Source organism: Dolichospermum planctonicum (genome assembly GCF_005402965.1).
Lineage (GTDB): Bacteria > Cyanobacteriota > Cyanobacteriia > Cyanobacteriales > Nostocaceae > Dolichospermum > Dolichospermum planctonicum.
In genome coordinates, this window is record NZ_BJCF01000024.1 from 26,813 (window position 1) to 48,586 (window position 21,774).

Below are 21,774 nucleotides of genomic sequence, written 5' to 3' on the forward strand. Positions count from 1 at the left end.
GACCATGCACAATTTCACTGAATTTCCAGACGCTTATGATGTAATTGTCGTCGGTGCAGGTCACGCAGGTTGTGAAGCAGCGCTGGCTACTGCTCGCCTCGGTTGTCGAACTCTGCTATTGACCCTAAACTTAGATAAAATCGCTTGGCAACCCTGTAACCCCGCAGTCGGTGGACCTGCTAAATCCCAATTAACCCATGAAATAGACGCTTTAGGGGGAGAAATTGGCAAAATGGCAGACCGGACATACTTACAAAAACGTATCCTCAATTCCTCACGAGGTCCTGCGGTCTGGGCATTACGAGCGCAAACTGATAAAAGAGAATATGCGGCGATAATGAAGGGAATTGTCGAAAATCAAGAGAATTTGACAATTAGAGAAGGGATGGTGACAGATTTAATCTTAAATGATCATAATCAAGTTATTGGTTTAGAAACTTATTTTGGCGTATCTTTTCACTGTAAAGCGGTAATTCTCACCACGGGGACGTTTTTAGGTGGGAAAATTTGGGTGGGAAATAAATCCATGGCCGCAGGCCGCGCGGGAGAGTTTGCAGCGGAAGGGTTAACACAAACTTTGAACCGCTTAGGATTTGAAACCGGTAGACTGAAAACCGGGACACCAGCACGGGTTGATAAACGTTCTGTTGATTACACTAAAATGGAAGTTCAACCCGGAGACGACGCTGTACGGTGGTTCAGTTTTGACCCTGAAGTCTGGGTAGAACGGGAACAAATGCCTTGTCACATGACTCGAACCACTAAAGAAACTCATCGTTTAATTCAGGAAAATTTACATCTGTCCCCTGTGTATGGTGGTTGGGTGGAAGCAACCGGTCCCCGCTATTGTCCGAGTATTGAAGATAAAATTGTCCGCTTTGTAGATAAAGAAAGTCACCAAATCTTTATTGAACCGGAAGGAAGAGATATTCCTGAATTATACATTCAGGGTTTTTCTACCGGTTTACCAGAAACTTTGCAAATTTTGATGTTGCGGAGTTTGACAGGTTTAGAAAATTGTGTGATGTTACGTCCTGCCTATGCAGTAGAGTATGATTATTTACCTGCAACCCAGTGTTTTCCTACCTTGATGACTAAGAAAGTGCCTGGATTATTTTGTGCCGGACAGGTAAATGGGACTACAGGTTATGAAGAGGCTGCTGCTCAAGGGATAGTAGCAGGAATCAATGCAGCGCGGTTTGTACGGGGTGAAGAAATGATTATTTTTCCCCGTGAACAAAGTTATATTGGCACTTTAATTGATGACCTGTGTACGAAGGATTTACGAGAACCTTATCGTATGCTTACAAGTCGTTCAGAGTATCGGTTATTACTACGTTCTGATAATGCTGATCTCCGCATGACACCCTTGGGACGGGAAATTGGTTTAATTGATGATAGGCGCTGGAATTTGTTTAGTGAAAAACAAGCACAAATTACGGCGGAGAAAGAACGGCTGCATTGTACTAGAATAAAGGAAAATGAGGCAGTAGGACAAGCGATCGCTCATGATACCCAACAGGCAATTAAAGGTTCTATTACCCTTGCTGACTTGCTGCGTCGTTCGGGTATCCATTACATTGACTTGGAGCGTTACGGACTCCATAACCCCAACCTCAAACAAGCGGAAAAAGAAGGAGCGGAAATTGATATCAAGTATGCTGGTTATTTAGCAAGACAGCAAAACCAAATTGACCAAGTTGCCCGTCAAGCAAATCGCCAACTACCTAGTAATTTGGACTACTCAACCATTGATACTTTATCAAAGGAAGCGAGAGAAAAGTTGAATAAAGTCCAACCCTTAACTATTGGACAAGCTGCGAGAATTGGTGGTGTTAACCCAGCGGATATCAACGCCCTTTTGATATACTTAGAAATAGCTAAAAATAACATCAATAAAGCCACCCCAACCCCAGTAATTCTGTCTTAATGAAAGTAGCGGTAATTGATGAATTACCGCTGCGTAATCATGATATCAGATCCTCAATTAGATTTAGTAATGTTACTTTTGCGAAAAATAGAAAAAATATCCCAGTTGACCAGAACAAAAACTATGAAATACAGGGAAAAAATAAAAAGGCTTGGAGGGTAAACCAAGCCCAACTTCACTCAGGGTAAAATATATTATCCATCCTATAGGTTATTCATATATTAATAATCCTTCCCAAGAGAGAAATTTCAAAAATATTCCGACAAACCTCCCTGACTCTCCGCGTCTGTGCGCCTCTGCGTGAAAAAAAATACACCCTTATTCAGCAACATTTAGCAGATATTTCTGACACAATTGGCGAAAGTCTTCACCCCGCATTTCAAAATTAGGATATTGATCAAAACTAGCGCAAGCAGGAGATAGTAATACTACTGAAGCTTGATGTTTTTTCGCTAGTTCCCCAGATAAGGATACGGCGTTTTCCATAGTTTCGACTATGTGATAATTACTATATCCCACCTCTTGCAGACGTTTAGAAAATGCCGGTGCTGCGTTACCTATGAGTAAGACAGCGGCGGCTTTAGCTTGAATTTGCCCTAACCAAGCGGTATCATCTCCCGCTTTAGCTTCTCCACCAGCGATTAAAATAGCGGGGCTTTGCACAGATGCTAAACCTACCGCCGCTGCGTCGTAATTAGTGGCTTTACTATCGTTAATAAAATCAACTCCTTGCCAATTACAGATATGTTCTAAGCGATGGGGAACACCAGGAAATTCACGGACAGCCTGGGAAATAGCGGTAATATCTATACCGGCTAATCTAGCAGCGGCGACGGACATGAGCAGATTTTGCTGGTTATGTTCCCCTACCATTCGCAATGCAGATACCTCGACAATGGCTTGGGGTGTAGCCGTGATTTTTTCCATTACCCAGCCATTTTCTATATAAAAGCCTTTTTCACCAATCAGAAATTCTCGACCTTTAACGCTTGTCCAATAGGCCTGAGGCCAATGATTTAATCCTAATTGACGCAAGTAAAGATCATCACCATTAAATATTTGTAACTGGGAATTGTGTAATAATTTGGCCTTGATATGATAGTAATTTTCTAATGTTTTGTGACGGGCTAAATGATCTGGTGTGAAAGTTGTCCAAATGCCAATGCGAGGTGCTAAAGTTACAGAAGATTCGATTTGATAACTGCTAATTTCGCCAATTATCCAATCAGGGCGATTGTGGATTTGAGATTTGAGACTTTGGATTGCTACCTCACAAGCAGCATAGCCGATATTACCACAGGCGGGAGCGTTTAATCCTGCCGTTTGGAAAATAGCCGCAATTAAGGCTGTGGTAGTGGTTTTACCATTTGTACCAGTAATTCCTACCCAGGGGATATCTTGTAAATGTCGCCAAGCTAGTTCCATTTCGCCGATAGTTTCCATTCCCAGTTCTCGCGCTTGGGCTAAAATAGGAATATCCCAAGGAACTCCGGGACTGACAATGATTAATTTGGATAAATCAGAATTGGTAAATTCTGGTGTGGTTTTTAATTTAACGGTAATGTGTTCGCTGGCGAGTTCCTGTTGTTGTTTGAGAAGGGTTGGGGAGGTGCTACTGTCATAAAGTTCTACCTCCCAGCCTTCCTGTTTCAACAATCTTGCCGCAGCAACACCGGACTTTCCTAATCCAATAATTAACGCTTCTGGCATTGACCGTGTATCATCCCTGGTTAAGCTCTACTATAGTAGCGTTAATTGGCAGCAATTACACAACTTTTTGTTGCTTTTGACTACAAATTTTTCACTATTGCACCAAAATCTGCTAAAATGCGACCATGATTTCGCAATAATCCCAGCAAATTTAAGCGATTTCGCTTAATATCGGGATTTGCGTCCATGACTAAAACGCTATCTTCACCATCAAAAAATGTACTAACGGTGGGGGCGATTTTTGTCAGTGCGGATACTAACAGTTGATAATCACGGTTTTGTTGTGCTGCTTGGGTTTGGGGAACTAGTTCAACCAAGGCGTTGTAAAATGCAGATTCAGATTTTTTCTGGAATAGTTCGGGGTTAATTAAGGTTTGTGGTGCTAGGGTTTCCAAGTCTAAATTTCCCTGGGCTGCTAACCGGGTAGAACGGTTGACGGTTTCGTAGATTTTATCTAATGTACCATCTTGACGGATTTTTTGTAAATAGATGGCGCGATCGCGGACATCTAATAAATCTACTAATGCACGTTCTGTATATTCAGGATCATTTTCTCCTAAAACCGCATTTACCAAATCATAATCGATCTGTTTTTCATCTTGTAATAAGGTGCGAATCCGTTGTAGGAAAAATTCGCGTAATGTGTTAATTAAGGATTTAGCATCTTTGTTAAAAGCTGCTGCAAAATCTGCGGTAATTTCTGCTAATAAGGCTGATAAATTAATTGGTAAATTTGCCAACCAGGTAATATTAATTATGGCATTAGCAGCGCGACGTAATGCAAAAGGATCGGAAGAACCTGTAGGAATTAAACCTAAACCAAAGATACTAGTTAATGTATCTAATCTATCAGCTAAACCGACAATTTGACCAGTAAGAGTTTGGGGGAAAATATCATCAGCATTTCTGGGTAAATAATGCTCAAAAATCGCTTTTGCCACTTCTGGGTCTTCACCACTAGCTAAGGCGTATTTTTCGCCCATAATTCCCTGTAATTCTGGAAATTCATAGACCATTTGCGTCACTAAATCGGCTTTACAGAGTAATGCAGCCCTTTGTATATTTTGGCTTTGAATTGGATTTAATTGTAGTTGATTACTAATTTTTTCTGCATTTTTAACTATTCTTTCGACCTTAGCACGAACAGAACCTAAATCTTCTTGGAATGTAACTTTTTCTAATTGAGGTAAAAAGCTTTCTAAAGGTTTAGATACATCAGCTTCATAGAAAAATCTGCCGTCTGCTAACCTTGCGCGAATTACCCTCGCATTCCCCACAGCAATAATATCAGATTTGGCGGGATCTCCGTTACTAATGGTGATAAAATTGGGCAATAATTGCTGACATTCTGCATTTTTGAAAACGGGAAAATACCGCTGGTGACTGACCATAACCTCGGTAATTACTTCTTTTGGTAACTTGAGAAATTCCTCCTCAAATTGTCCAATAACTGCTGTGGGATATTCCACTAAATTGACAACTTCCGCTAATAATTCCGGGTAAATTGGGGTATATCCGCCTAATTTTTCCGCTGCTGCTTTAACTTGATTTGTGATAATTTCCGCTCGGTTTTCTGGAGGGACATTTACATAACCAGAAGCCAATGTTTTGACATATTCTGTAGCGTGGGAAATGCTGACGGGTTCGGGGTGTAATACTCTATGGGTGCGAGAAATGCGATTGCTTTTGACAATTTTTGCCCCATTTTCTAATTGTAATGGTAAGATATCCCCATCTAATAATGTCACTAACCACCGAATTGGTCGGGAAAATCGTCCGTCACCATGTCCCCACCGCATTAACCGCTTGCCCTCCAAGTTCCAGACCCATTCAGGCACAAGTTCGGTTAAAATATCCGCAATGGGACGACCGGGAATTTGCTTATTCACAAAGACGAAATCCCCTTTTTCCGTGGGACGAATTTCTAAAGCAGAAATATCTACACCTTGCTTACTGGCAAAACCAATGGCAGCTTTAGTGGGTTGTCCATCTTTAAAGGCTGCTTGTGCGGGTGGTCCTTTGATTTCCTCTTCTCTGTCTGCTTGTTGGGAGGGTAAACCGGTAATGAGAACCGCTAACCGTCGCGGTGTTCCATAGACTTCAACCACAGCGTCGGGGAGATTATGAGTTGCTAGGCTGTGGGGAATGCGCGATTTCCATTGTACAATAGCATCACTCAAAAAACCGGCGGGTAATTCTTCTGTACCGACCTCTAATAAAAATGCTGGCATAAGATACTGTTTTTAACTTGACGGGGCTGAATATTAGTCAATTCCAATATTGTATGCCATAACCGATAATAGGTAATTGGCAATAGGTAACAGGTAATATGATTGTTTATTTTTATATCCTTGTTATTGACAAGTAGTGTATAATTAGGTAGCTTAGAGGAAAGATTCCATTTGTTCAAATTGTTCAAAATATACAACTTGAACAAGTGAAGCAGTTAAAAAACTGGTGTAAAGGAACAAACAAATTATGTCTCCAGAAAACAATGGTGGCGCTAAAATTGAGGCGCGTTCACCAAAACCTTCTATTGATTTAGTTACCCTTGTAGAGTTGCTGACTAAAGCAATTCCACCCAAAAACAATAGTGGAACTACTGATAAACTACACCCTGACTATAGACCAGCATTTGCTTTTGATGCTGACAAAAATCGTCTCAGAATATGTACGTCAGCAGTTATGAGAAGATTCTTTGGAAATAAGGATTTCAAAGCGGCTTTTGATCCTAATAAAGGTGCGGGTTTTGTTCAAGATTTACTAACTTCTGGTTATGGTTTGAGGATGCGAATTGGTGGTACTTTAAAAGAAGATAATAGAGACAGATTACCTAAAGCTTTAGATCAATTAATTCTAGCTATTGATGCAGCATTACCACCAGAAACTCAATTATCGGCTTTGTTGTTAAATGAACCAGGGGAACGGATTCAGGAATTAGCACAAAAAACTGGTGCTTCTTTCCAAAATAAAGCTCATAATGCGACTCTTGTTCCTATAGCATTTCCTAATCAAGATACTCAGAATAATCCTGAAAATAAACCGATAGCTAAAGTAATTTCTGCATCAGAAACAATAGATGCTGATAATTACTTTACACGGATGTCAAGTGCAGTTCAAGAATATTTAGAAAATCAGGAATTAGAAGCAGATGAAATTGAAACATCTCTTGATGCTTTGAAAGCAGAAAACACTAGATTAGGAAGTCAGTTAAATCGGTTTTTAACATTCTTAGATGATGAAGCATTAGCGCGGGTAAGATTGTTAATTACCTTGCGGATTATGGAAGCAATTTCCAAATTTAGTCCGACTAAATACGAACTAATTAGAAAATATGTTCAGCGGGTTAAGACTTTTTTTGATGCTGCAAAAGAAGATATTTTTGAGGTTGATTTATCCGCTGATTTTGGTACAGGTGGTCAGTTTAAATTATCAGAATCTTTGCAAACAGCAAATTTCTATTTCTGTCTACCGGTTTGGCCAGAATCTGAAGCTCAAATCTTTGAAGAAAAGACAATAAATCAAGAAAAAACTAGCTTTGGAGTTGTGCGAGAAGTTAGTTATCATTTTCGGATTAATGGACAAAACCCAACAGCAGGTAAATCTGCTTTTGAAGCAAGACTTGATAAAATTGAGAAAGAATTAGAACTAGATAATGAAGATTCATTTTTTGATCCAAAAACAGTTACCCGCTCTTTATCTCAGTTGATATTTTTAGCAGTTGTTGTTCCCTCTCAAATAATAGAATCTGTAACTGTGAAAAATTTCTCAAGTTCAGTACAGCAACTTCTCGAACATCTAAAAAATGGTGGTAAGAATGCTGTTAAAGAACTTATAGTTAAGTTGCGAGACTGTGCTAACACAATGAAAACGATTGCTTCAAATTTAATTGAGGTTATTAATACCAAAAGTGAAAAAATAATTTCTCAAGTTCAAAGTGAATCTTCTCAACAATTTATCTGTGTAAAAAGTGGTATTTTTGAATGGTCACGGTTAACAGCAGGAGCATCTGAAAATTTACTTGTTGGTTCAGAAAATCCTGGAAGAGAAACGGTGGAATGGTTTAAACATATTGAAGTTTGCGATACTCCAGAAACACCAGGACTTTTATTTTCTGTCGAGGTCAATACTCAACTTTCTGAACATAATTTAATCACCAAAGGTAATCCATATTCAATTCAAGTACAAAGGATTTTATCAGAACATCTTTTACAGATTATTTGGTGTCCTTTTTCTTTTTCCAAAGAAAACGATAAATGGACGTACAAACCTTCAGAAGATACGCCAAAAGCACAGGGATGGTCATTACCAGCAGTAATTTTTTTAGAGTATGATGTGAATAATTTAACTCGACAAGAAAAAGGGAAAAGAGGTGAAGAGAATAAACAATATCATGCTGCGGTTGTCGCTGCTTTTGAAGTATTAGTTTATTGTTGTTTATGGCATATTATTAACAAATTAAAACAAGAAGTCAATGATGATTTTACAACTTTAATGTTGAGGTTGCAAGAGCAAGGAAAGGAAAGTGATGATAAAGATGGTGATTCTTATGTTTATGCAGCCGCGCAAACTTTAGAAGCGATATTAGCAGAAGATACTAATATTAGAATGCAGGGAATTGTTCTTAAAAACCTAGATAAAGAAAACAAAAATACCCAATATGTAAAAAAGAATATTTTTAATGCTTTATTGAGTGCATTCCCTATCGTTACCAGTACACCAAAACCGCCAACAGTTCTGAAAATTGGTTTAATTTCCTACTCAACTCGTCCCTGTGATGAGTCTAGTTCATTAAATACAGATGAAAAGAGTTATCTTTTTCTGACTCAAAGTTATATTGCTACTGCGGTAAATCGGCCATTTTCCGGTTATCAAATCAAAGCAGAAAGGACACAATCTGATATTGTTGATACTCCTGAAAACCTCCGAAAACAAAGATTAGTTCAAGAAGAAATTCGTTATCTTGAAAATCAAGGATGTGAGCATATTATTTTACTTTCTCATGCTTATGGTAGCCGAAGATTTAACCGTGTTGCAGATTACAATGCTGGATTAACACCAAAAGAGTTTTTAGAAGATATTTCTCAGACTTTTCCTGATTTAACTATTTACACCTTATTACGTGATGTTTTTCCCGCAACGAGACTTTATAAACGGGAAAAAAATCAAGCTGGATTTGAGATTTTACAAGCTGGAGATTATACTAATTTCTTGAGTTCCGTAGAAAAAATATCAACTCGTCAACTAATTCCAGTTTATACTTTTGCAACGCTATATTCAATTCAAGAAAAACAGCGGCCACAAGCTCAAGAAAATCAGCGGCCACAATCGGGTTTCTGTGTATATTTCCTAATGTCAGATCAGCGTGTGAGTGATTTCAATTGGAGTGAACGCGCACGTCAAAATTTAACTGTTCCTGAACCAAATACATCTAATATTCATCCTTGTTTAATTTCTGTGTTGCGTGGTTTGCATTTTATTGAAGCAGAAAAAGGAGTACAAAACGGACAATTTCTCCCGATTTTAGATCCCTTTCCTTGGATATCTCCTAAAACCGTGGAAGCTGCGGGAGATGTGCGAATTTTACATAGTCGTCGCGGTGGTAAAGTATATCTGAGTTATCCAGCTTTACTAACTCATGTTTCCCAAGTTCTTCACCGCAGAAAATAATCCATATACCCGACTTATTGTATCATATTTGTTATTAATCAAGGAACTTAAACAAATGCAAATATCATTTTTAGATCAAGCATCTTTGTGGGGACAAGTATTTGAAATTGCTGTAAAACGCGGTGTTTTACAAAAATTGATTCATGAAAAATTACTTATTAATAATCATCCTATTGTTGAAGATTGGCAAAAATTTAAAAATGCTGATATTAAAAATCAATTAATCAAAACTCTGAAATTAACAGATCAAAATTACCAGGAATGGGTAGAAAGTATGGTACGTCATTTGTTAGTTTTAGGTTATGGTTTAGGTTGGACAACTACGCGGGAATGTCTCAAGAAAACTCCAGTTTCTAAATTAAAATTAGAAGCTATTTGGTGTCCGTTAGTCTTTCCAGGAGAAATACAAAAACCTGATATAGAACCGGAAAAAACGGCTAAAGAATTTAAACAGGCTTTTAACTTAACCGGAAATCCAGATTTAGGATTAGTTAAAAAGGGAAAACCAGCAAGAGCAGATTTTTTGTTATGGTTATCACCTGATGAAAATTCAACTACTAAAAAACGTGATCATTTTATTTTCTGTTTTGAATTTTCTTATAATGCACCCAATGAATTAGCCGATTTTAGCCATGAAAATGCTCACAGAGAAGAAGTGAGTCGTTATGCTCGTTATATTGATTCTAGGGGAGTTTTTTCTAGGGTTTGCGCGGAGGTAGAAGGTGAGGAATTTTCTATTTCTGAAAAAATTAAAAATCATTTATTACCTTTTAGTGGTTCTGACAAACCTTTGTACAAACTTTGTCAAGCATCCTCGTATACTGAACAGTTAATTCACTCATTAAAAACTAAAGGAAGATTAGAAGGTGCTTGTATTGCTCGCGCAATAGCTATAACATCAAATGGATGTGAAAGTATCGCTGCTAATTTTAATGATCAACCTGATACTAGAATTGAATTAATGAAATCTTTAGGTAAAGCATATCGTAATACCATAAAACTAGAAAATGATACACCTAATAAACTTAATGAAGAAATTATCACAGTATTTAAGAGATTAGTCCAATCACTTCCTGGTGATTTTAGTAAACAAGCAAAGCAACTTATTCCTGAACCTAATTTAGAAACAAATATTAGCTATAGATTCCAGGAAAATATAGAGGGATTTTATAATTCTAATCAAGAAGTTTCCAGAGAAAATATAATTTTAGCAGTTGAAGAAACAGAAGCGTTACATAAATTTTTTGATGGTAATCCTCAAGATCATTTGATAAAAGAACTTCCACAAACTGAAAAAATTCAATTAAGAAAAGTTCATGAATCAGCAGTTATAGCCAGTTTAAATTCTGCTCAAACCGGAAAAATTAATGTTATTGCTTTAGAAGGAAATCCCGGAATTGGTAAAACTACTGCGGTGGTGAAGTTTCTTGAAAAACAATCTGAAGGTTTTATGTTTTTATATATCAGTCCACGAGTTGTCATTAATCGAGATGTGACTGATAAACTAGCTAGAAAAAACGGAAATTATAGTGGTATTTCGACTCTAACAACAAATGCAAATTTGATTAATTTAGCTCCTAAATGGTACAAAGAAAAGTATAATTCACAACGTTTTATTGATAGTGCTGTAGTTTTTGATGGGGTTGAAAATCTTAATCTTCCTGATGGTAAAACCATCTTTATTACACCTACAGAAGAACATGAAATCGCTGCTAAAATTGTATCTGCTACTAAAGCTAAAAATGCCCTCAACGAACGAGATTATAAAATAGAATCAATCCGTCGTCCAGGAGTTTTAAAAACCCTTGCAACTTCCGCTAGAAAATTACTAGAACTTAACCCCAAAATCAATCAGTTAGTCATGACTGCTGCTACTCAAGGTTATCGTTCTCTTGATGAGAAAACCACAATTAATGCCCTAGAAGAGTTATTTAAAAATAAAGCTGATAGCAAACCGGGAATAAGAGAACGTTCGGAATTTTCCCAGCGTATTCCTACTATTATTGCCATGGTTGATGAGGTAACAGGTGATGGTGCAGGAGCGTTATTTGTGCATAAGTTAGAACAATGGTTACATAAACAATTTATTGAACATTTTGAAGAGAAAAAATCACCCTTTAAAGTTATCTTAATTATGGCTGATGCTTCTTTGAGTAATGAAGTAATTTTAAATAATTATCTAAGTCATAAAATTAAAGCTCCTGATAAAGTTTTATTAAGTAAAAGTAGAGGTAATGAACCTTTTAGAATGACAGGAACTAATGTGAAAGTTGGACTTAGAAAATATCCAACTGTACATATTATGACTAATAGTTATCCAGCTTCTCAACTTACGGTTGAATATAGTATGCAATTAGCAAAAGTTACACCTGGATTAACAAAAGATGGTAGAAAACAAACTATTCGTCAAGCAATTCGAGAAAAATTAGATACAGAAAATTTAAATAATGCTTATAAAGAAATTGCAAAAGGGTTAAAAGAAGGAGCAGAACAATTAATTTTCTTTGCTCAAGATAAAGCATTTCTCAGACAATTAAGAAGTAGGTTAACAGAAGGAAAAGATGCTCTTTGTAAAAAAGAAGATGTAGCAATTTTAGATCACAGTATACTTCCTCATGAACGATTAGAATTAGTCAAAGAAAATACACGGGATAAAAAACGAGTTTTCTTAATGACTTCTTCTGGTGCTAGAGGTGTTTCCTTTCCGAAAACTGACTGGATAATTGCCACAATTCCCCGATTTAATATTGAATCTGCTTTAATGGAAGTTGCACAACTTATTTATCGTGGTAGAGGAATGTACACAGATTCAGAAACAGGATTACAAGTTTCTGGAGATAATAAAAATAGACATTTGGTAATGCTGATTAATGATTGTATTATTGAAGATGATATTGAAGATAATATTGAGGATAAAAAAAGAGATTTTACTAGACGTTGGTTACGTCAATCTAGTGATTTATTAACCTTATTAATGATGTTACGTTCTACCATTCACACCCGCATTAAAGGTGATGCTGGATTGAAAAGACAAAAGATTGCATTTGTTCCCGTTGGTTCTATTGGAGATGAAGAATTATTACATTTAATGTCTGATGATGTGCAGAGTTTTTTACAAGAGGCACGAGTTTTTATTTATGATGATCACTCAGATGATCGTAAAGGTACAGTGAAAAAAACTCAGCAGTTAATAGAAGAAATATTTGCTAATTTTAAACTAACTGGTCGCGCACCAGATAGAAATACTAGATCTTATATTGAGTATCACACTTTAGAAGCATTTGTCCAAGTGGTTTCTAAAAATTCTAGTCAGTTATTACCATCTTTAGAGAATACAGATTTAATCATTCCTGAAAATTTAACTTGTATTGGTGATTTCTGGATAGAAGATTGGGGAAAAAGAAAAATAGAGGAAAAATTCAATTTTGAAGGATGGCGTAAAAATACTGGCAAAAAAATTGATGAACTTTTAAGCAAACTCTGGGTTATTTGTAATGAAAAATCTGAGTTTCCTCCTAAACTTAAACGTCCAGCACGAGAACTATATATAATTTTACAGCAAGAACAAGAGGCATTAACTCAAGAATATTCAACATTGCAAAATTTACAAACAGAAAATATTATTGTGAGTATTCCTTTAGACTATCCCCATTTTTGGAACAAACAAGAACTAGATACTCCAAAACAGAGACTAGAAGATCCAGAATTATGGCAGAAATCTCTAGGAAAAACTTTAACACCACAAGGTTTAGTAATGCCCGTAATAGCCGAATATGATGATATTCCTTGGGTAGCTGTAGCAGATAGAAGAGTTTTTGATCAATTGGAAACTACTTTTAGCGATCGCTATTTTATGATATCTAGTGAATTAAATTTACTCAATACTATCTTATTAGAAGATAATCTATAATCATCAGATATCCGACTTATTCAAAAAATCGGGTATTTGAATGATATCCTAATAAAAAATACGAGGTGAAGTCTCATGCTAACCATAGCACCCGCTCACTCCCACCGCGCTATACTCGCTAATATTTCTTGGCACACTTTTGAAACCATTTTAACAGAAATGGGCAATCATCGCGCTACCCGTCTAGCCTACAACCAGGGAACACTAGAAATTATGACTCCTTTAATGCCTCATGAACATAATAAAAGACTGATAGAAAAGCTCATTGATAATTTAGCAGAGGAACTTAATCTTAATATTAAAAGTACCGGTTCAGTGACCTGTAAACGTCAAGATTTAGCCAAAGGTGTAGAACCAGATTCTAGTTTTTACATCCAAAATGAACCGATAATGCGAAATAAACAAACTCTAGATTTGACTCAAGATCCTCCACCAGATTTAATTATAGAAGTTGATTATACCAGCGCTTCCCTGGATAGATTACCGATTTATTTGGCCTTAGGTGTTCCCGAAGTTTGGCGTTATGATCATCCAGTAATGCAGATTTATCAACTCAGTAATGGTGTTTATATTCCCTGTGACGTTTCTCCCACCTTTGCCAATTTACCCCTAACCACAGAAATTCCCCGCTTTTTAGCTCAAAGTCTGGAAATCGGCGAAATTTCTATGATTCGTTCCTTTCGTGCTTGGGTACAAAAATCAAAAATAGAACTCACACAGAAATGATGACATAGCGAATTAATATGGCTAAATATTGTGCTGTGGGCATCTTACCTGCTTTAATTGCTTATAATTATACTAAATATTGTGCTGTGGGCATATTACCTGCTATGATTGCTTATAATTATACTAAATATTGTGCTGTGGGCATCTTACCTGCTTTAATTGCTTATAATTATACTAAATCTTGTGCTATGGGCATCTTACCTGCTATGATTGCTTATAATTATACTAAATATTGTGCTGTGGGCATCTTACCTGCTATGATTGCTTATAATTATACTAAATATTGTGCTGTGGGCATCTTACCTGCTATGATTGCTTATAATTATACTAAATCTTGTGGTGCGGGCATCTTGCCCGCTATAATTGCTTATAATTATACTAAATCTTGTGGTGCGGGCATCTTGCCTGCTATAATTAGACAAATTCAATCCAGTACAGTTTAAGTAAAATACCCCTCTCCGTCCTGGAGAGGAGTTAAGGTGAGCTTTATCGCAGTAAGTCAAATTAAACCTATATCTGAATGTTGTGACTCGCTGGTTCAGGTTTAATAATAATGGGATTGGGAAGAGATGGTGGTTTAGATACCTTTGTTTCTGCTTGTGTTTGTCCTGTTTGATTCCAGAGAATCATTGAGAGTAAACCATCTACTAAACTGTTACTATTACCATTACCATTGCTGCTACTTACCGTAATGTCAGGTATAATACGGACATTGCGATCGCCTATAATTTGCATTAATTGCATCGCCGTATAACCTTGTTTTCCTAAAGCTTCCACACCGGCGAGGTAGGTTTCCGCTTTAGCGTTACCTGTGGCGCGAATACCTTCAGCCTCCGCGACAGCTTTCAGTTTAATGGCTTCCGCTTCACCGGTTGCTTGCTGAATTTGGGCGTTAGCTTGCAATTGGGCAATTGTCACACCTTGTTCTGATTGTACCAAATCTTGCTGAATATCAGCTAATGCTGTTTCCCTGACCAACATTTGTCGTTGGGTTTCGGCCATTTGCTGCACTTCGTAAGTTTTACGTTGTTCCTCCGCGATTTTCCGTTCTGTCAAAGTGTGCATTAATTCTTTCGGGGGCGTAATTAAACCAATTAAAGAATCCACAGCTTGCACATCATAGGCACGCAAAGCAGATTTAACGTATTCAGAAGCTTCTATTTGGCGCTCGCTACGGGCAATCAAGAAATCCAAAATGGTATATTCTTGAGCGGAATTACGGAAATAATTGCCCACAATGGGACGCAAAACTTGGTCAATGACATTTTGCATCGAACCTAAGCGAGAAATCACTTTTGGCGCGTCTGAAGCCCCAATGTGGATAATTTGAAATATCTCTAAATCAAAGCTAAAACCATCAAATGACAGCAGTTTTAACGCCTTCAAATTAGTATCATATCCGTGCTGTCCAGTGATTCTGTCAGTAAAGTTTAAAACAATATTCGTCGTCGGTACTAACTCAACTTTCATCACCTTAGTATTGAGCGGGTGTTTTCCTGGATACAATGGTTCAACCCAAACCCCCTTATGTCCTTGATTGACCAAGTTTCCGTGAGTAAAAGCCGCACCACTGACATCTTCCTGATCTTCACCAACAAAAGAAATCACCACACCGACATAACCAATGGGAATTTCCGTCATCCGTACTTGTTCGATATTTACCAACCAAGGGTTGAGATTCCACGAACCCGATAATAATACCTGTTCTTGTAAACCCCGTTGTCCCCCAGCATCAATAAATTTTTGACCATTTTGAAAGTTATCATGGCCACCAATCAAACGTCCAGCAATTTCACCTGCTGGAATTGGTGAACCATCTAACGTGGTGACAATACCAACTTTGTCTGCTGCTACTTCATAAATACGCAATTGTTCTGGACGCATACCATGGGTAGTGGCATTTGCAGTCGTAATAACTTTAAACAGAGCAGTGTTAATCCGGTAAGTACCAGCGGTAATAAAAGCAATTTGTCGTCCTTTTTCGCCACCTTTCGTCAAAAATTTGCGAGCATCTTGAAAATTATCACATTCGACAATTTTGCCCAAAATCCGCTCTGGAGGGTTAGAAGCCCCATCAGCGGCGACAACCAGAGCGATTTCTCCTTGGGGGACAATGATTACCGGCTCTTTTTTGACAGCATACTGCCAAGGCCAATAACCCCAGTGCCAACCAGGGGCCAGGGTATCTGCTTGTAAACCGGCTTCACCATTTAAAGCGATTAATCTATTAGGGGGTAATACTTTACCAGAAAAGGTAAATTTTCTCACAACAATGCCCACCTCGCGCTCACCGATAACTACCAGTCCACCGAAGAAAATACAACCACCAATAATGATCACAGGAACAATGATTAAAGGTTCAATTCCCATGGCTTGATAAGGAATTTGGCGAGTTACAGACTGGGTAATTACGGGCTGAGTTTGACTAGTTTTGGTTGATATTGATACAGAGGTTATTTCTTTTGCTGCTGGTGTTTCTCTGGAAGTGGCATGGGCAGCATTAACACCACCTATTAAAGATAGGGCAGCGATCGCAGATGTAGCCAATGTCACGATTTTATTGTACTTACTCTTACCCACGGAAAATGCAAAGCTTTTCATATATGTGTACCTCATTGGGGAAATAATTATCTAATTTGTGACTTCACTATGAATCAGCCTGTTTCCTTAAATCCTATCTAAATTTTTTACCAGATTGATTCATCCGTTTAAGAAGCGCTTATAAGCTGCTTTTTACAAAACTTATTTTATTTATGTAAGTATTTTGGGAAGTTAGTGGTAGAATAAAAACGGGGTTAACGCCAGACTCTAACATTACTTTAACTCTTTTCAAAATCACAAATTCTAAAAGGTGTATCTATTATGGCTAATAACTTCGTCTGGGTTAACGTAACTACCTTAAATGGCACTCTTTGGGATAATGGAACTCTATCATCGCTACAATAGGAAAAGAAATATTTATTAATGATAAAATTATTATTTATTTGATAATTTTTGGTAATTCAATATGATTAACAATAAAATTCAACCTAGACAAGCATTAAACAAAGGATTTCTGAGAATTAAACCAATTAGAAATGAGTTTGAGATATTTAAAAGGAATCTGATTACACTAATTAATCAAATTGATGAAAATGAAAGAGAGGAATTTCATAAAAATATTCTTACTGATTTTTTGAAAAATACCTATTATGGTGCTGATTACTTAATCAATATTAAAGCAAATAATGACCTAGTAATTTATAATGGCAAAGATACTAAAAGCAGTGTTGGTGTGATTTTAGAAGCTAAAAAGGTAAATAACAATGAAATGCTCAAGGTTGATAATTTAAATACTAAAGCATTACAACAATTAGTTTTATACTTTTTACGAGAACGGATTACAAATAAAAATCCAGAAATTAAATATTTAATTGCTACTAATGTTTATGAATGGTTTGTTTTTGATGCGACAATTTTTGAAAATTTGTTTGCTCAGAATACACAATTAGTCAAGCAATTTAATGATTTTGAAGAAAAACGTCTATCTAATTCTCGTACTGATTTTTTTTATCAAGAAATTGCTCAACCCGCAATAGATGAAATTCAAAATCAATTAGTTTTTACACATTTTGATATTAGGGATTATCAACAGTATTTAATTAATCAAAATCCGGAAAATGATCAGAAACTGATTCCTTTATTTAAGCTGTTTTCACCACAGCATTTATTGAAGCTACCTACTACTAATGATAGTAATAGTTTAAATAAAAACTTTTATAGTGAATTACTACACATTCTTGGTTTAACGGAAATTAAAGAAGGTAGTAAAAAATTAATTCAGCGTAAATCAATTCATGAAAGGGAACAGGGTTCATTAATTGAAAATACTATGACTCGATTGCAAGAATTACGCAAGATTGATAGATTAGAAAATTCAGAACAATTTGGAGAAAACAGCGAAGACAGACTTTTTAATATTAGTTTAGAATTAGCTATTACTTGGATTAATCGCATTCTCTTTTTAAAATTATTAGAATCTCAATTAATCAACTATCATCAAGGTAATAAGTCTTTTGCATTTCTCAATTTAGCAAAAATTCAAGATTTTAGTAATCTCAACCGTTTATTTTTTGGTGTTTTATCTCATAAACCAGAGGAAAGAGAAGAACATATAAAAAATCTTGTTGCTAATATTCCTTATTTGAATAGTTCTTTATTTGAAGTATCAGAAATTGAACATCAAACAATAGTTATTAGTAATTTAGTCAATGATGAGAAACTTTCTATTTTTAATCATACAGTTCTTAAAGATAATCATGATCATAAACGTACAGGAAAATTAAAAGCACTAGAATATATTTTTGAATTTCTTGATGCTTACGATTTTAGTAGTGAAGGTACAGAAGAAATCCAAGAAGAAAGTAAAACGTTGATTAATGCGTCTGTTTTAGGGTTGATTTTTGAAAAAATTAACGGTTATAAAGATGGTTCTTTCTTCACTCCTGGCTTTATTACTATGTATATGTGTCGGGAAACTATCCGCAGAGCAGTTTTACAGAAGTTCAGGGAAATTAAAGGTTGGAACTGTAAAAATATGGATGAATTATATGATAGAATTACAGATAAAAAAGAAGCTAATCAGATTATTAATAGTTTAAAAATTTGTGATCCAGCAGTCGGTTCTGGACATTTTTTAGTTTCAGCTTTAAATGAAATTATTACTATTAAAAGTGAGTTAAAAATTTTACTTGATAAACAAGGTAGAACTTTAAGAGATTATCATCTAGAAATCGAAAATGATGAGTTAATTATTACAGATGATGACGGAAAATTTTTCACATATAATCCTAAAAATCCAGAAAGTAGACGCATACAAGAAACACTTTTTTATGAAAAACAGACAATTATTGAAAATTGTTTATTTGGTGTAGATATAAATCCTAACTCAGTAAAAATTTGTCGGTTACGTTTGTGGATTGAACTTTTAAAGAATGCTTATTATAAGACCTCACCCCTAACCCCTCTCCTACAAGGAGAGGGGAATTTAGGAGAACTACAAACTTTACCAAATATTGATATTAATATTAAAACTGGTAATTCTTTAATTAGTCGTTTTCCTTTAAATTGGGATTTACGGACGATTTTGAAAAAAAGTGATTGGAATATTGAAAGTTATAGAAATGCTATAAAAACCTATCTCCACCCTGATAATAAAGATCAAAAACAGGAAATGGAACGATTAATTAATGATATTAAGGGTAATATAAGCACAGAAATTAGTAGCAATGATCCGAACATAGAGAAACGAAATCAAAAAATTGCAGAACTTCGTCATTTACGAGATCAAAAGTCATTATTTGTAGAAAGTAAAGCAGAAGCAAAAAGTCGTCAAAAAAAGCAAGAAAAGTTAGAACAAGAAATTAATCAACTCAATGCTGAAATTGAAGATAAAAAAAGCGGTAAATTTTATCAAAATGCTTTTGAATGGCGGTTTGAATTTCCTGAAGTTTTGAATGATGAAGGTGATTTTATCGGTTTTGATGTCGTAATTGGAAATCCTCCTTATATTTCACTATCTAAAATTAAAGAAAAAAATCAAACGGCTTATTTTGAAAATAATTATCAAACTTATACAAAGGGTGCAGATATTTATTGCTTGTTTTACGAGAAAGGAAGTTGTTTATTAAGAAAAGAAGGATTTTTAACTTACATTACTTCTAATTCTTGGTTAAAAACTATTTATGGTGATTTACTGAAAAAATATTTAATTGAAAATCTGCAACCTCAGACTTTATTAAATATCGAAGATATGCAAATTTTTGAGGAAGCTACTGTAGAATCAAATATTATCATCTTGAAAAAAGATCAAGTTAATGAATTTTTTGATGTTGCTAGTCTCAATAATAATTATCTTGTCGGTTCTTCATTAGATGAGTATTTCGATAAAAATTGTTTTCAATTTATAATACCTAATACATCAGAATGGATTATCGGTAATGAAGAAACCGTAAGTTTGAAACAAAAAATAGAGCAATCCTCTAAACTTTTAAAAGAATTTGATATTAATATTAATAGAGGTTTGCTTACTGGACTAAATGCAGCTTTTATTATCAATGAAGAAACTAAAAATCAATTAATTGCTGAAAGCTCTAATTCTGCTGAAATAATTCAGCCAATTTTAAGAGGTAGAGACTTAAAAAAATATAGTTATGAATTTTCTGGATTTTATCTAATTAATACACATAATGGAGTTGCAAAAAATAATATTGAGAGAATTAAAGTTAAAGAAAATTATCCATTTATCTATAATTATCTGCTTTCTTTTCTTCCTGAAATAAAACAACGACAAGATCAGGGTAAGCATTGGACAAATCTTAGAAATTGCGCTTATTTAGAAGATTTTCATAAACCTAAAATTGTTTGGGGTGAAATTTCTGATCAACCCAAATTTGCTTTTGATGACTCTAACTATTATGCTGAAGCTACTACATTTTTAATGACTGGTGAGAAACTTAAATATTTGTTAGCAATTTTAAATTCAAAACTATCAGAATGGTATTTTAACCAGATTTCAACTACTACAGGAATGGGTACAAATAGATGGAAAAAGTATAAAATTGAAATGTTACCCATTAAAGAACCTACGGAAACTGAAGAATTGTTATTAGAAAAAATAGTTAATCAAATCCTCTCCGCTAAAAAATCAGATGCAAAAGCAGATACAACTGCATTAGAAGCAGAAATAGATCAGTTAGTTTATCAACTTTACGAACTAACAGCAGAAGAGATAAAAATTATAGCAGGATAAACACCACAAATCTTACAGCAAGTAGCTTTGAGTGAGGTACACCTTGTGCGGGCAAGATGCCCGCACCACAAGAGTTTTATTATTAATATCTGTACTTCATAAACGGATAACTGCTGTATCTAAAAGATAAAGCAAGTTCGGCTTGAGTGAGGTACACTTTGTGCGGGCAAGATGCCCGCACCACAAGAGTTTTATTATTAATATCTGTACTTCATAAACGGATAACTGCTGTATCTAAAAGATAAAGCAAGTAGCTTTGAGTGAGGTACACTTTGTGCGGGCAAGATGCCCGCACCACAAGAGTTTTATTGTTAATATCTGTACTTCATAAACGGATAACTGCTGTATCTAAAAGATAAAGCAAGTAGCTTTGAGTGAGGTACACTTTGTGCGGGCAAGATGCCCGCACCACAAGAGTTTTATTATTAATATCTGTACTTCATAAGATCGGGAACTGCTGTAAAGCTAATGAAATTAAAATAAAATACCAATAAAATAGGGTGGACAAACAGCCCACCCTGAAAATCCAGCAGTTGTAATTAAATTTACACCAAACCACCAGCAGCTTGAAAACGAGCGCGAGCGCGTTTAAGTTCTTTTGTAGCCTGGATTTTTCCTTGAAGATCTTCTTGTGTAACTTGATTTAGGCGTGTTTGTGCATCATTAAAAGCAGTGCGGGCTTCTTCAAGTTTAATTGAGTCACCACGTTCCGCACCGTTGACTAGAATTGTCACTTCATCTTCATCAACTTCAGCAAACCCACCTAAAAGAGCGATCGCTTGCCAATTGGCATTTTTATTAGCCCGAACACGCATAACACCAATATCTAAAGCTGTTAACATGGGGGCGTGTCCACTCAGGACACCTAACTGACCAGTAGTGCTAGGTAAAACTACTTCATCAGCTTCAGCATCCCAAACGATTTTATCTGGGGAAATTACACGAACGGTCAGAGTCATATTCTTTAGTTTCTACTTATGGTTGGTAATTGGTAATTGGTAATTGGTAATTGGGAGGAACTTCTTACCCATTACCCAT

General features: G+C 35.8%; 10 protein-coding genes. 6 read left to right on the forward strand and 4 right to left on the reverse strand.

What is annotated here, in order from left to right; genetic code table 11:
- The first annotated feature begins 4 nt into the window (after nucleotides 1-4).
- Nucleotides 5-1,930, forward strand: a complete 1,926-nt coding sequence (gene mnmG / locus FFO06_RS11850) for a tRNA uridine-5-carboxymethylaminomethyl(34) synthesis enzyme MnmG (RefSeq protein WP_137908223.1) — start codon at nucleotides 5-7, stop codon at nucleotides 1,928-1,930.
- A 318-nt stretch (nucleotides 1,931-2,248) separates the two neighbouring features.
- Here the strand turns inward: mnmG and murD are convergent, their stop codons facing one another.
- Entirely contained in the window at nucleotides 2,249-3,640 is a 1,392-nt protein-coding gene (murD, locus tag FFO06_RS11855) for a UDP-N-acetylmuramoyl-L-alanine--D-glutamate ligase (RefSeq protein WP_137908224.1), read from the reverse strand.
- Between the two features lie 80 nt (nucleotides 3,641-3,720).
- Nucleotides 3,721-5,871 (reverse strand): glycine--tRNA ligase subunit beta, encoded by a 2,151-nt coding sequence (glyS, locus tag FFO06_RS11860; protein WP_137908225.1) that lies wholly within the window; start codon nucleotides 5,869-5,871, stop codon nucleotides 3,721-3,723.
- Nucleotides 5,872-6,118: 247 nt separating this feature from the next.
- On the opposite strand from glyS, the gene FFO06_RS11865 reads away from it, so the two are divergent.
- The 4 genes from FFO06_RS11865 (at nucleotide 6,119) to FFO06_RS11880 (ending at nucleotide 14,389) form a co-directional block, all read left to right on the forward strand.
- Nucleotides 6,119-9,310, forward strand: a complete 3,192-nt coding sequence (locus FFO06_RS11865; RefSeq protein ID WP_137908226.1) for a hypothetical protein — start codon at nucleotides 6,119-6,121, stop codon at nucleotides 9,308-9,310.
- A gap of 55 nt (nucleotides 9,311-9,365) precedes the next feature.
- Nucleotides 9,366-13,220, forward strand: coding sequence for a helicase-related protein (locus FFO06_RS11870; protein WP_137908227.1), 3,855 nt, complete (start codon nucleotides 9,366-9,368; stop codon nucleotides 13,218-13,220).
- 75 nt (nucleotides 13,221-13,295) lie between these two features.
- Entirely contained in the window at nucleotides 13,296-13,946 is a 651-nt protein-coding gene (locus tag FFO06_RS11875; RefSeq protein WP_137908228.1) for a Uma2 family endonuclease, read from the forward strand.
- Between the two features lie 17 nt (nucleotides 13,947-13,963).
- Entirely contained in the window at nucleotides 13,964-14,389 is a 426-nt protein-coding gene (locus FFO06_RS11880; protein WP_137908229.1) for a hypothetical protein, read from the forward strand.
- Nucleotides 14,390-14,456: 67 nt separating this feature from the next.
- Here the strand turns inward: FFO06_RS11880 and FFO06_RS11885 are convergent, their stop codons facing one another.
- The gene (locus FFO06_RS11885; RefSeq protein ID WP_137908230.1) at nucleotides 14,457-16,547 is read right to left on the reverse strand and encodes an SPFH domain-containing protein; all 2,091 of its coding nucleotides are present in this window, start codon (nucleotides 16,545-16,547) and stop codon (nucleotides 14,457-14,459) included.
- 406 nt (nucleotides 16,548-16,953) lie between these two features.
- On the opposite strand from FFO06_RS11885, the gene FFO06_RS11890 reads away from it, so the two are divergent.
- Nucleotides 16,954-20,736, forward strand: coding sequence for a DUF7149 domain-containing protein (locus FFO06_RS11890; protein ID WP_137908231.1), 3,783 nt, complete (start codon nucleotides 16,954-16,956; stop codon nucleotides 20,734-20,736).
- A 545-nt stretch (nucleotides 20,737-21,281) separates the two neighbouring features.
- On the opposite strand, the gene atpC is transcribed toward FFO06_RS11890, so the two are convergent.
- Complete coding sequence (gene atpC, locus FFO06_RS11895; RefSeq protein ID WP_137908232.1) at nucleotides 21,282-21,695, reverse strand: ATP synthase F1 subunit epsilon; 414 nt, start codon at nucleotides 21,693-21,695, stop codon at nucleotides 21,282-21,284.
- Between the last annotated feature and the right edge of the window lie 79 nt (nucleotides 21,696-21,774).